The organism is Pseudomonas sp. 05N36 (assembly GCF_056397385.1).
This window is the reverse complement of record NZ_JBFTNH010000014.1, coordinates 117377-128988: the sequence shown is the minus strand read 5'-3', so window position 1 is coordinate 128988 and position 11612 is coordinate 117377. Positions and strand designations below refer to the sequence as shown.

Below are 11612 nucleotides of genomic sequence, written 5' to 3'. Positions count from 1 at the left end.
CTTCAGACTAACAATGCAAACCTGCGTCGCTGCGCTCCGACTGCCTGTCCAAGTGGACGCGGATCAGGTGTCCAAGTGAGCGCGGAACGAGTGTCCAAATGATCGTGGGCTGAGTGTCCAAGTGTCGTGGAATCCGCACGTCAGCAATCAATTCGAATAGATGCGCCCTCCCCGCGCTCTGTTCCGTTTCCCTAGCGCACAATCGGAAGTCCGGCCTAAAGGTGCTTCCGTTTGTCTTCAAAGGCACGGCCCGCATGACGTACAGCCGGTTTCGCTGATTTGGGATGGTGACCTTTAAGAACGAAGAATCGGAACTGAGCTTCCAGGGTTTAGCGCCGCGGAGCGGGTGAGGAAAAACGCCCTAATCGCCCGGAAACGTGGCGTATGGCAAGGCTATCTGACATGCGAAAACGCTGAGAAAGGAAGAGAAATATCGGACTGGATTGGTGCCAAAGACAGCGCGAAAAAGAGCCAAAAGCGACGTGAACTCACAATCGCCCGGAAACGTGGCGTATGGCAAGGCTATCTGACATGCGAAAACGCTGAGAGAGGAAGAAAAATATCGGAGTGGATTGGTGCCAAAGACAGCGCGAAAAAGGGCCAAAAGCGGCGTGAACTCACACTACCATTTAACTACCAGAAACCCTAAATCGCAGGCATGAAAAAGCCCAACCTTTTCAGATTGGGCTAAGTCATTGAAAAATATGGTCGGGACGGAGTGATTCGAACACTCGACCCCTAGCACCCCATGCTAGTGCGCTACCGGACTGCGCTACGCCCCGACTAGGCGTGAAACCTGTTCCTCATCTCGAGGAACGCTCAAGAATATATCGCAAGCTTTTGAAAACTGGAAGTATTTAAAAGCAGGAATTTATTTCTTGAGTACCACCAGAACATCTTCGAGCTCGGCGATCATCTGGCGGATCATTTGCTTGTATTGGGTGGTGTCGTCTTTGGCTTCATCGCCAGAAAGGCGCAGACGCGCTCCGCCGATGGTGAACCCTTGGTCATACAGCAACGCGCGGATCTGCCGGATCATCAGCACATCCTGGCGCTGATAATACCGGCGATTTCCGCGGCGCTTGACGGGGTTGAGTTGAGGAAACTCCTGCTCCCAGTAGCGCAGCACGTGCGGTTTTACCGCACAAAGCTCGCTGACTTCACCAATGGTGAAGTAGCGTTTGCCTGGGATGACGGGAAGCTCGTCGTTATGACTTGGTTCCAGCATAAGCCTCAACTCGGGCCTTCAACTTCTGCCCTGGACGAAAGGTGACCACACGGCGAGCCGTGATCGGGATTTCTTCTCCCGTTTTCGGATTGCGGCCAGGCCGCTGGCGTTTGTCACGAAGGTCGAAGTTGCCAAAACCGGACAACTTCACCTGTTCGTTGTCTTCAAGAGCGTGCCTGATTTCTTCAAAGAACAGTTCGACCAATTCCTTGGCCTCCCGCTTGTTCAGGCCCAGCTCTTCATACAGACGTTCCGCCATCTCAGCTTTCGTCAAAGCCCCCATACGTCACTTCCTTAACGTGGCGTTCAACCTTTGTTCGAGCGAGGTGAGGATGTTTTGCGTCGTGGTATTCACCTCATCGTCATTAAGAGTGCGCGATGGATGCTGCCAGGTCAAGCCAACTGCAAGGCTTTTTCTATGCGGATCAATACCTTTACCCTGATACACGTCAAATAGCCTGAGGTCCGTCAGCCATTCACCTGCATTTTCACGGATTACGTCCAGTACGGCACTGGCTGCAACGTCTTTGTCTGCCAGCAGCGCAAGGTCACGACGCACTTCAGGAAAACGCGACAACTCGCTGAATTTAGGCATTTTGCCCAACGCCACTTCGGCCAGCACCAGCTCGAAAACGAAGACCGGACGGTCGAGACCGAGGGTTTTCGACAATTCAGGATGGATAGCGCCAATGTAGCCGACTACGCGACCTTCACGCTCGATGCGCGCGGTTTGACCCGGGTGCAACGCAGGGTGTTTGCCCGGCACGAAGGTGAACGAATCCAGTGCACCGGCAAAGCCCAGCACCGCTTCCACGTCGGCTTTGACGTCGAAGAAGTCCACGGTATCGCGACCTTGGGCCCAGCCTTCCGGCAGACGGCCGCCGCAGACCACACCGGCCAGCATCGGCTCTTGCTTCAGGCCTTCCAGCTGACCGACGAAGCGCAGGCCGCTTTCGAACAGACGGACACGGTCCTGTTGACGGTTCAGGTTGTGCTGAAGCGCCTTGACCAAGCCCGGCCACAGGGACGAACGCATGGCGGCCATGTCGTTGGAGATCGGGTTGGCCAGCAACAGAGGCTCGACGCCCGGGTTGAACAGTTCGAACTGTTTCGGATCGATGAAACTGTAGGTGATCGCTTCCTGATAACCACGAGCCACCAGCAGACGGCGCAGCTCAGGCAGATCGCTACGCGCTTCAGCCTTGGCTTGCGGTGCCAGACGGGCTTGCGGGTAACGAACCGGCAGACGGTTGTAACCGTACAAACGGGCCAGTTCTTCGATCAGGTCGACTTCCAGGCTGATATCGAAGCGATGGCTTGGCACTTCTACGCGCCACTGCCCTGCCCCGTCCGCGGAAATTTTCAGACCCAAAGCGCTGAGCAGACGCTCGACTTCGGCTGAGTCCATTTCCATACCCAGCATCTGGGTGATGCGCTGGGCACGCAGGGTGACCGGAGCAATCGACGGCAGGTGCTGTTCGCTGACGGTTTCGATAATCGGGCCAGCTTCGCCGCCGGTGATTTCCAGCAGCAGGCCGGTGGCGCGCTCCATGGTTTCACGGGCCAGCTGCCAGTCCACGCCACGCTCGTAGCGGTGCGAGGCGTCGGTGTGCAGGCCGTAGGAACGAGCCTTGCCAGCAACGGCGATCTGATCGAAGAACGCGCTTTCCAGGAACACATCGCGAGTGGTCGCGGAAACACCGCTGTGCTCGCCCCCCATTACACCGGCAATCGCCAGGGCGCGGGAGTGGTCGGCAATCACCAGCGTATCGCTACGCAGGCTGACCTCCTGACCGTCGAGCAGCACCAGCTTCTCGCCTTCTTCGGCCATGCGCACGCGGATGCCACCATTGATTTCAGCGAGATCGAAAGCGTGCAGCGGCTGACCCAGCTCCAGCATCACGTAGTTGGTGATGTCGACGGCAGCATCGATGCTGCGCACGTCAGCGCGACGCAGACGCTCGACCATCCACAGCGGCGTAGGCTTGGACAGGTCGACGTTACGGATCACACGGCCCAGGTAACGCGGGCACGCTGCGGGCGCCAGAACCTCAACCGAACGCACTTCATCGTGCGCGGCTGGAACACTGGCAACGAGCGGGCGCGTGACTTCGGCAGCATAGAGCGCACCGACTTCACGGGYCAGACCGGCCAGGGACAGGCAGTCGCCGCGGTTCGGAGTCAGGTCGACCTCGATGCTGGCGTCGTCCAGGCTCAGGTATTCACGAATGTCCTGACCGACCGGCGCATCGACCGGTAATTCCATCAAGCCATCGTTGCCTTCACCGATTTGCAGTTCGGCTTGCGAGCACAGCATGCCGTTGGACTCAACGCCACGCAGCTTGGCTTTCTTGATTTTGAAGTCGCCTGGCAGTTCGGCACCAATCATGGCGAACGGGATCTTCAGGCCCGGGCGCACGTTTGGTGCACCGCAAACTACCTGGAAGGTCTCCGCGCCATTGCTGACCTGGCAAACACGCAGCTTGTCGGCGTCCGGGTGCTGCTCGGTGCTCAGCACCTCGCCCACGACCACGCCACTGAATTCACCGGCGGCCGGCGTAACGCTATCGACCTCAAGACCGGCCATCGACAGACGAGCAACCAGCTCGTCGCGACTTACCTGCGGGCTTACCCAGCCGCGCAGCCATTGTTCACTGAATTTCATCCTGCTCTCCTAAGAATTCGTTACGACTAGCGAAATTGCGCGAGGAACCGCAAGTCGTTGTCGAAGAACAGACGCAAGTCGTTCACGCCGTAACGCAGCATGGCCAGACGTTCAACGCCCATGCCGAAGGCAAAGCCCGAAAACTCTTCCGGGTCGATCCCGGACATGCGCAGCACGTTCGGGTGAACCATGCCGCAGCCCATCACTTCCAGCCAGCCAGTCTGCTTGCAGACGCGGCAGCCTTTACCGCTGCACATCACGCATTCCATGTCGACTTCGGCGGACGGCTCGGTGAACGGGAAATACGAAGGACGGAAGCGCACTGCCAGTTCTTTTTCGAAGAACACGCGCAGGAACTCTTCGATGGTCCCTTTCAGGTCGGCGAAGTTGATGTCGCGGTCGACCAGCAGGCCTTCGACCTGATGGAACATCGGCGAGTGGGTGATATCGGAGTCGCTGCGGTACACACGGCCTGGGCAGACGATGCGGATCGGCGGCTGTTTCGATTCCATGGTGCGGACCTGTACCGGCGAGGTATGGGTGCGCAGCAACATGTTGGCATTGAAATAGAAGGTGTCATGCATCGACCGGGCCGGGTGATGGCCTGGGATGTTGAGCGCCTCGAAGTTGTGATAGTCGTCTTCGACCTCAGGGCCTTCGGCGATGCCGTAGCCGATATGGGTGAAGAACTGTTCGATACGTTCCAGAGTGCGAGTAACCGGATGCAGACCACCGGAGGTCTGACCACGGCCAGGCAGGGTCACATCAATGGACTCGGCGGACAGTTTGGCGGCCAGGTCGGCCTCTTCAAACAGTGCCTTGCGCGCATTGAGAACCTCTGTGACACGCTCCTTGGCAACGTTGATCAGGGCGCCGACTTGCGGACGCTCTTCTGCCGGCAAATTCCCCAGGGTCTTCATCACCTGAGTCAATTCACCTTTTTTGCCAAGGTAGTGAACCCGGATTTGCTCCAGGGCATTGATATCTTCAGCGCTTTGCACAGCCTCTAGTGCTTGAGAGACCAGCGCATCCAGGTTTTCCATGTACAGACTCCAGATACAAAATAGGGGAAGAGCTTGAAGGCTCTTCCCCTATTTATGACGTTTAACACCTGGGCCCACAGAGGTGAGCCCGGGTGACTGTCGGGGGTACTTAAGCCAAGGTGGCTTTAGCTTTCTCGACAATCGCAGCAAACGCCGCTTTTTCGTTCACTGCCAGATCAGCCAGAACCTTACGGTCGATCTCGATGGACGCTTTTTTCAGGCCGGCGATGAAACGGCTGTAGGACAGACCGTTGATACGTGCACCAGCGTTGATACGAGCGATCCACAGAGCGCGGAACTGACGTTTTTTCTGACGACGGTCACGGTAGGCGTATTGGCCTGCCTTGATTACCGCTTGCTTGGCAACACGGAATACGCGCGAGCGAGCGCCGTAGTAGCCTTTAGCAAGTTTCAGAATTTTTTTGTGACGTTTACGGGCAATGACGCCACGCTTTACACGAGCCATGAGTTACTTCCTCTATTCTTAACCAAAAATTAACGAAGGCGCAGCATGCGCTCGACTTTTGCCACGTCAGACGGATGCAGCAAGCTGCTACCGCGCAGTTGACGCTTACGCTTGGTCGACATTTTGGTCAGGATGTGGCTCTTGAAAGCGTGCTTGTGCTTGATACCGTTAGCAGTTTTCAGAAACCGCTTAGCAGCACCACTTTTAGTTTTCATCTTTGGCATGTTCGGATACTCCGCATTCAGTTGATAAACATAATCGCAAGGCCTGCCGTGCCCTGTTGATTACTTCTTCTTTTTCGGGGCGATGACCATGATCAGCTGGCGTCCTTCCATCTTAGGATGCTGTTCGACCGAACCGTACTCGAGCAGGTCACCTTCAACCCGCTTGAGGAGTTCCATCCCCAGCTCCTGGTGGGCCATCTCACGGCCGCGGAATCGCAAGGATACCTTGGCCCTGTCCCCGTCACTCAGGAAACGTACCAGGTTGCGCAGTTTTACCTGGTAATCCCCTTCCTCCGTCCCTGGACGAAACTTGATTTCTTTTACCTGAATCTGCTTCTGGTTTTTCTTCGCCGCAGCAATCTGCTTCTTCTTTTCGAAGATCGATTTGCCGTAGTCCATCACACGGCAAACCGGTGGGACTGCGTCTGCGGAGATTTCTACCAGATCAAGCTTGGCTTCTTCAGCAATACGAAGCGCTTCATCAATCGAGACGATGCCAATCTGCTCGCCGTCAGCGCCAATTAACCGAACCTCGCGTGCCGAGATATTCTCGTTGATCGGGGCTTTCGGTGCAGCTCGTTTATCTTGTCTCATTTCACGCTTAATAATAATTACTCCGAATCTGGGCGACCACGCCGGGAAACCGCTTGCGTGAGGAACTCAGCGAACTGGGCGACGGGCATCGAGCCCAGGTCAGCACCTTCACGAGTACGCACAGCGACAGTCTGCATCTCGACTTCCCGATCTCCAATAACCAAGAGATAGGGAACCTTGAGCAAAGTATGCTCGCGGATTTTAAAGCCGATCTTTTCATTTCTCAAGTCAGACTTGGCACGAAAACCGCTTTGATTGAGAGTTTTTTCAACTTCAGCGGCAAAATCTGCCTGTTTATCAGTGATATTCATGATCACTGCCTGAGTCGGAGCCAGCCACGCAGGGAACGCGCCCTCGTAATGCTCGATCAGAATCCCGACGAAACGCTCGAAGGAACCCAGGATCGCCCGGTGCAACATTACCGGGTGCTTGCGACTGTTGTCTTCGGAGACGTATTCGGCTCCCAGACGGATCGGCAGGTTAAAATCGAGCTGCAAGGTACCACATTGCCAGACACGACCGAGGCAATCTTTTAGCGAGAACTCGATTTTCGGACCGTAGAAAGCACCCTCGCCTGGCTGCAGATCGTACGGCAGGCCCGCACTATCAAGGGCTGAGGCCAGCGCCGATTCTGCGCGATCCCACAGCTCATCGGAGCCGACGCGTTTTTCCGGACGAGTGGACAGCTTCATTTCGACGTCGGTAAAGCCGAAATCGGCGTAGACATCCATGGTCAGCTTGATGAACGCGGCGGATTCGGCCTGCATCTGCTCTTCAGTACAGAAGATGTGCGCATCGTCCTGGGTGAACCCGCGCACGCGCATGATGCCGTGCAGCGCACCGGACGGCTCGTTACGGTGGCAAGCACCGAATTCGGCCAGGCGCATCGGCAGTTCACGGTAGCTTTTCAGGCCCTGGTTGAACACTTGCACGTGGCAAGGGCAGTTCATTGGCTTGATCGCGTAATCGCGGCTTTCCGACTGCGTGGTGAACATGTTCTCGGCGTAGTTGGCCCAGTGCCCGGATTTCTCCCACAGGCTACGGTCAACCACTTGCGGAGTCTTGATCTCCAGGTAGCCGTTTTCACGCTGAACCTGGCGCATGTACTGCTCAAGCACCTGGTACAGGGTCCAGCCGTTCGGGTGCCAGAAAACCATGCCCGGCGCTTCTTCCTGGGTATGGAACAGGCCAAGACGCTTGCCGATCTTGCGATGGTCGCGTTTTTCAGCTTCTTCGATACGCTGGATGTAGGCCGCCAGTTGCTTCTTGTCAGCCCAGGCGGTGCCGTAAACGCGCTGCAATTGCTCGTTTTTGGCATCGCCGCGCCAGTAGGCGCCGGACAGCTTGGTCAGCTTGAAGGATTTCAGGAAGCGGGTGTTCGGCACGTGCGGACCGCGGCACATGTCGACGTATTCTTCGTGATAATACAGGCCCATGGCCTGTTCGTTCGGCATGTCTTCGACCAGGCGCAGCTTGTAGTCTTCGCCACGGCGGGTGAACACGTCGATCACTTCGGCACGCGGAGTGACTTTCTTGATGACGTCGTAATCTTTTTCGATCAGCAGGTGCATGCGCTGTTCGATCGCCGCGAGGTCGTCCGGAGTGAAAGGACGCTCGTAGGCGATGTCGTAATAGAAGCCTTCATCAATGACCGGACCGATCACCATTTTCGCCGTCGGGTACAGCTGCTTGACCGCGTGGCCAATCAGGTGAGCGCAAGAGTGGCGAATGATCTCCACCCCCTCTTCATCCTTGGGCGTGATGATTTGCAGGGTCGCGTCGCTGTCGATGACATCACTGGCGTCAACCAGCTTGCCGTTGACCTTGCCGGCCACGGTGGCCTTGGCCAGACCGGCACCAATGGATGCGGCGACCTCGGCTACGGAAACCGGATGATCGAAGGAACGTTGACTGCCGTCGGGAAGAGTAATAGTGGGCATGGCGCCTCCTCTCCTAGTGGTGACCCCTACCAAAGGTCACGTGGGTTGGGATGAGCAGCCAGTACGCGATTCAGTCCAGGCCATTCAATAATGAACGCCTGCCTTACAGCGGCAGGAGCCTTGCGGCCAACCGGAAACCGAACCAGAGTGACTGGAGATCAAATCAGGGTTATTCGGGTATTGGCCGCTACTGGCGAATAGATCGTCCAGAGCCAGAAAATACCCAAGCGCTGGATCCTAGCACAGATGAACGGTCGTCGCCGCGACCTTGTTTGACCAACGCCGAATTCAGGGCTTTTGCATCAAAAAGTGAACTTGAGATGTACGGCCCACCTCAAATAGGCTGAGAATCGCCACACATTATCGACCTCACGGAGTTCCAGCTATGCGTCTTATCCGCCTTATCGCCCTTGCCTCCCCACTGATCATGCTGCTCCCGCTGAGCGCGCAGGCTGCCTGGCCTGCTGGGGTTCGCGAAAGCTATATGAAGGACTGCGTTGGTGCCGCCAGTCAGAGCGTCGACCAGAAGACTGCCGAACAGCATTGTGCCTGTGGCGCGGACAAGCTGAACGAGAAGTTTACAACGGCCGAAATCAGCGAGCTGATGAGTAAGACGAAACAGCCGAGTGCGGAGCTGCGAACCAAGGCGCTGGACGCCATTGCGGCCTGCAGAGTCGTTAAATAAGCTGCCGCCGGGCTGAAAACAACGCCTTTGGCGAGTAGAAAACCGCCGAAAACCCGCTATTTCAGACAAATTACGCAGCTTTTACAGCTTTTTTTACAGGACATGTATTTGGCTGCAGGCCTTTTAAACCGGGGCTTCCAGCCATATACAGCGACAAAGAACAGACGATGCGAAGGCAAACAGCACGTCCGGGGGGCTCCCAAATCGAACATTTCGACTATGATACTCCGGTGTGCCCAGTTGGCCTGAGCAGCACAGCACTACTGAAAATATATGTTTCTTGGAGATACACCATGTCTAATCGCCAAACCGGCACCGTTAAATGGTTCAACGATGAAAAAGGCTTCGGCTTCATCACTCCTCAAGGTGGCGGTGACGACCTGTTCGTACACTTCAAAGCTATCGAAAGCGACGGTTTCAAAAGCCTGAAAGAAGGCCAAACCGTTTCCTTCGTGGCTGAGAAAGGCCAAAAGGGTATGCAAGCTGCACAAGTTCGCCCAGAGTAATTTCCTGGCGCACTAAAAAAACCCCGTCCATGTGACGGGGTTTTTTATGGGCGCAACAAAAGCCTGAAGCGATCAGCCGCAGTTGACGCGGGTAATGATCAGGCTGGCGTCGGTGTTGAGGTTCAAACGATCCGAACGGTATTCCAGAGTGATCATGTCGTTCGGCCTGAGGACTCGTGCAGTCTGCGACCCGGAACGCGTGCGGGCCTGCTCCAGCAATTCTGGCGAAGCCTTTTGGCCAATGGTGAATTCGGCAGCCTTTGCCTCACAACGGCCGCTACCAGCCTCGGCCACCACAGGGCTTTTTGCCGACTCGGAGGTACTGCTGCAACCTGCCAACATGACGGCGGCCAACAAAGTACCCAATGACGCGAGCTTCCAAGGCATGACGCCTCCTTTTCAATAGTTGAACTGCATACGTGCGACAGACGTTTGGGCATTTGGTTTCATGGTCAGAGCCATCCCCTACCCTCAAGCCGTCAAACACGCAAGTTTGCCTGAGCTATCACCTGCTGTTCAGTGCGCAATCGTGACTGAATATGAGCAGGCTCAATAGATATCGATGTAATCAAAGGGTGGCTTCGGCCAGTTCTGCTTCAATGCGTTGAATATCTGCATTACCCAGACCTCATCACTGGCGGCAACCATGCCTACATACCCGGAGCCCTTGGCCCACGTCTCAAGGCGAAACAGCAGCCCGTCGATATCCGTTCCGCCAACAACACCGGACGATATGTAGGCAATCCCTGACTTGGTGACCCGCAACTGGGTGTGCGTATCGTCGCTGGCAGACGCCAGCAGCTGGCGCACTGCCTCTAGCGTCAAGCCGTCCGGGGTATTCAAATCGATCTGCACAGCACTGTCCTTGAAATCTACAAAGCCCAAGTGTCGCATAGCCCTCCGTTCATGCCTAAGTCGGAGTGCCAAAAGCTGCGCAAGGTGGTTAACTCAACAGACAGACTTCCCGACCTCGCGAGACACTCATGACCACCGTGACCATCGACGCCGACATCAAAGTCAGCTGGCCCCAAGGCCACAGCTCTTACAGCCCCAGCACCCCGGAAGAGCTGGCAATCATTGGCATAGACCTGCTGGTCAAGGACCTGGGCACGAAAGCCGCTCAACAGTTCATCGAACAGGTATTCGAGAAGTACCCCATCGACGACATGGGCGCCGCACACACGTAAAGGGAGTAAAACCCCGCAGGCTGACACCTGCGGGGCATGGCTTACTTGAGACGGGCGAGACGCGCCGTCAGCAAGTCAAAGAAGCCCTGGGCATCGCCGTTCGCAACCCAGAACGCGTTCTTCGGGGCTTTCAGGCCGTCGTACCAGTCAACGACGGTCTGGCCAAAGGTCGGCCCTTCGCGACTGTCGACCACCACATTCACCGTACGACCGGTAAACAGTTCAGGCTTGAGCAGGTACGCGATCACCGTGGCGTCATGCACCGGACCACCTGGAATACCGTAGTGCTCCATGTCGCCTTTGACGTATTCATTGAGAATATCGCCCACCAGCTTGCTGGCGTTGTTGTTCAGCGCGGCAATCTGCTTCAGGCGAGTGTCACTGGTCAGAATCTTGTGGGTGACGTCCAGCGGCAGATAGGTCAGCTTGACGCCGCTCTTGAGGACCACTTCAGCTGCATGCGGATCAGCGAACAGATTGAACTCGGCCACCGGGGTAATGTTACCGCCGTTGAAGTGCGCGCCGCCCATGATCACCACTTCCTTGATGCCTTGGGTGATTTCCGGATCCTGAATCAATGCCAGCGCCAGGTTGGTCTGCGGCCCGAGCATTGCGATAGTGATGCTGTGAGGCTTGGCCGCGCGCAACGTGTCGATCAGGTAACTGACTGCATCGCCTTTGGCCAGACCTTTCTTCGGCTCGTGCACCGTGACACCTGACAGGCCTTCCTTGCCATGAATGTTCTCGGCATAGATTGGCGTGCGCATCAGCGGTTTCGGTGCGCCCGCATAGACCGGCACCTCTTCGCGCCCTGCCCACTCGCGGGCCAGCCGCGCATTACGCGAGGTTTTGTCCAGGCGTACATTACCGGCAACGGTGGTCAGTGCACGAATGTTCAGTTCTTCGGGTGACGCCAGGGCAAACAGCAGCGCCACCACATCGTCGGCACCTGGATCGGTGTCGATGATCAGGTCAATCTTTTCCGCCGCGTGGGCGCCTGTAGCGGTGAGCAAGGACAAAAGCAGCAGACTCCGGATCAGGTGATGCAGTCGTTGAGCATAGCGGTACATTGCG

General features: G+C 56.5%; 14 protein-coding genes and 1 tRNA gene. 3 read left to right on the top strand and 12 right to left on the bottom strand.

What is annotated here, in order from left to right:
- Positions 1–705: 705 nt before the first annotated feature.
- The 9 genes from AC1DIH_RS18825 to thrS form a co-directional block, all read right to left on the bottom strand.
- Positions 706–782, bottom strand: a tRNA-Pro gene (locus AC1DIH_RS18825).
- Positions 783–871: 89 nt separating this feature from the next.
- Positions 872–1228, bottom strand: coding sequence for a MerR family transcriptional regulator (locus tag AC1DIH_RS18820; protein WP_003179985.1), 357 nt, complete (start codon positions 1226–1228; stop codon positions 872–874).
- On the bottom strand, positions 1209–1511 hold the full coding sequence (ihfA, locus tag AC1DIH_RS18815; protein WP_002553164.1) for an integration host factor subunit alpha: 303 nt from the start codon (positions 1509–1511) through the stop codon (positions 1209–1211). Before ihfA ends, AC1DIH_RS18820 begins: the two co-directional genes overlap by 20 nt.
- A gap of 3 nt (positions 1512–1514) precedes the next feature.
- Complete coding sequence (gene pheT, locus AC1DIH_RS18810; protein WP_477772824.1) at positions 1515–3893, bottom strand: phenylalanine--tRNA ligase subunit beta; 2379 nt, start codon at positions 3891–3893, stop codon at positions 1515–1517.
- A 26-nt stretch (positions 3894–3919) separates the two neighbouring features.
- Positions 3920–4936: a phenylalanine--tRNA ligase subunit alpha gene (gene pheS / locus AC1DIH_RS18805; protein ID WP_007905876.1), complete on the bottom strand. Its 1017-nt coding sequence runs from the start codon at positions 4934–4936 to the stop codon at positions 3920–3922.
- Between the two features lie 109 nt (positions 4937–5045).
- Complete coding sequence (rplT, locus tag AC1DIH_RS18800) at positions 5046–5402, bottom strand: 50S ribosomal protein L20 (protein WP_007905879.1); 357 nt, start codon at positions 5400–5402, stop codon at positions 5046–5048.
- A 29-nt stretch (positions 5403–5431) separates the two neighbouring features.
- A complete protein-coding gene (gene rpmI / locus AC1DIH_RS18795) occupies positions 5432–5626 on the bottom strand; it encodes a 50S ribosomal protein L35 (protein WP_002553160.1) in 195 nt (64 codons plus the stop codon).
- Positions 5627–5686: 60 nt separating this feature from the next.
- Complete coding sequence (infC, locus tag AC1DIH_RS18790) at positions 5687–6238, bottom strand: translation initiation factor IF-3 (RefSeq protein WP_169843736.1); 552 nt, start codon at positions 6236–6238, stop codon at positions 5687–5689.
- Entirely contained in the window at positions 6238–8160 is a 1923-nt protein-coding gene (gene thrS / locus AC1DIH_RS18785; protein ID WP_477772823.1) for a threonine--tRNA ligase, read from the bottom strand. Before thrS ends, infC begins: the two co-directional genes overlap by 1 nt.
- A gap of 385 nt (positions 8161–8545) precedes the next feature.
- On the opposite strand from thrS, the gene AC1DIH_RS18780 reads away from it, so the two are divergent.
- Positions 8546–8845: a hypothetical protein gene (locus AC1DIH_RS18780; RefSeq protein ID WP_145021239.1), complete on the top strand. Its 300-nt coding sequence runs from the start codon at positions 8546–8548 to the stop codon at positions 8843–8845.
- A 293-nt stretch (positions 8846–9138) separates the two neighbouring features.
- Positions 9139–9351 carry a cold-shock protein gene (locus tag AC1DIH_RS18775; protein ID WP_003179963.1) on the top strand — a complete coding sequence of 71 codons (213 nt, stop codon included), beginning with the start codon at positions 9139–9141 and terminating at the stop codon, positions 9349–9351.
- Between the two features lie 72 nt (positions 9352–9423).
- On the opposite strand, the gene AC1DIH_RS18770 is transcribed toward AC1DIH_RS18775, so the two are convergent.
- Both AC1DIH_RS18770 and AC1DIH_RS18765 read right to left on the bottom strand, forming a co-directional pair.
- Positions 9424–9738 carry an I78 family peptidase inhibitor gene (locus AC1DIH_RS18770; RefSeq protein WP_477772822.1) on the bottom strand — a complete coding sequence of 105 codons (315 nt, stop codon included), beginning with the start codon at positions 9736–9738 and terminating at the stop codon, positions 9424–9426.
- A gap of 162 nt (positions 9739–9900) precedes the next feature.
- The gene (locus AC1DIH_RS18765; RefSeq protein WP_054598288.1) at positions 9901–10206 is read right to left on the bottom strand and encodes a hypothetical protein; all 306 of its coding nucleotides are present in this window, start codon (positions 10204–10206) and stop codon (positions 9901–9903) included.
- Positions 10207–10334: 128 nt separating this feature from the next.
- On the opposite strand from AC1DIH_RS18765, the gene AC1DIH_RS18760 reads away from it, so the two are divergent.
- Positions 10335–10538: a hypothetical protein gene (locus AC1DIH_RS18760; RefSeq protein ID WP_054596657.1), complete on the top strand. Its 204-nt coding sequence runs from the start codon at positions 10335–10337 to the stop codon at positions 10536–10538.
- A 41-nt stretch (positions 10539–10579) separates the two neighbouring features.
- Here the strand turns inward: AC1DIH_RS18760 and AC1DIH_RS18755 are convergent, their stop codons facing one another.
- On the bottom strand, positions 10580–11608 hold the full coding sequence (locus AC1DIH_RS18755; RefSeq protein WP_477772821.1) for a nucleoside hydrolase: 1029 nt from the start codon (positions 11606–11608) through the stop codon (positions 10580–10582).
- Positions 11609–11612 lie beyond the last annotated feature (4 nt).

Bases quoted from the DNA above. Each gene is read 5' to 3' on its own strand.
- AC1DIH_RS18820 (WP_003179985.1), bottom strand. From the start codon at position 1,228: ATGCTGGAACCAAGTCATAACGACGAGCTTCCCGTCATCCCAGGCAAA.
- ihfA (WP_002553164.1), bottom strand. From the start codon at position 1,511: ATGGGGGCTTTGACGAAAGCTGAGATGGCGGAACGTCTGTATGAAGAG.
- pheS (WP_007905876.1), bottom strand. From the start codon at position 4,936: ATGGAAAACCTGGATGCGCTGGTCTCTCAAGCACTAGAGGCTGTGCAA.
- rplT (WP_007905879.1), bottom strand. From the start codon at position 5,402: ATGGCTCGTGTAAAGCGTGGCGTCATTGCCCGTAAACGTCACAAAAAA.
- rpmI (WP_002553160.1), bottom strand. From the start codon at position 5,626: ATGCCAAAGATGAAAACTAAAAGTGGTGCTGCTAAGCGGTTTCTGAAA.
- thrS (WP_477772823.1), bottom strand. From the start codon at position 8,160: ATGCCCACTATTACTCTTCCCGACGGCAGTCAACGTTCCTTCGATCAT.
- AC1DIH_RS18780 (WP_145021239.1), top strand. From the start codon at position 8,546: ATGCGTCTTATCCGCCTTATCGCCCTTGCCTCCCCACTGATCATGCTG.
- AC1DIH_RS18775 (WP_003179963.1), top strand. From the start codon at position 9,139: ATGTCTAATCGCCAAACCGGCACCGTTAAATGGTTCAACGATGAAAAA.
- AC1DIH_RS18770 (WP_477772822.1), bottom strand. From the start codon at position 9,738: ATGCCTTGGAAGCTCGCGTCATTGGGTACTTTGTTGGCCGCCGTCATG.
- AC1DIH_RS18760 (WP_054596657.1), top strand. From the start codon at position 10,335: ATGACCACCGTGACCATCGACGCCGACATCAAAGTCAGCTGGCCCCAA.
- AC1DIH_RS18755 (WP_477772821.1), bottom strand. From the start codon at position 11,608: ATGTACCGCTATGCTCAACGACTGCATCACCTGATCCGGAGTCTGCTG.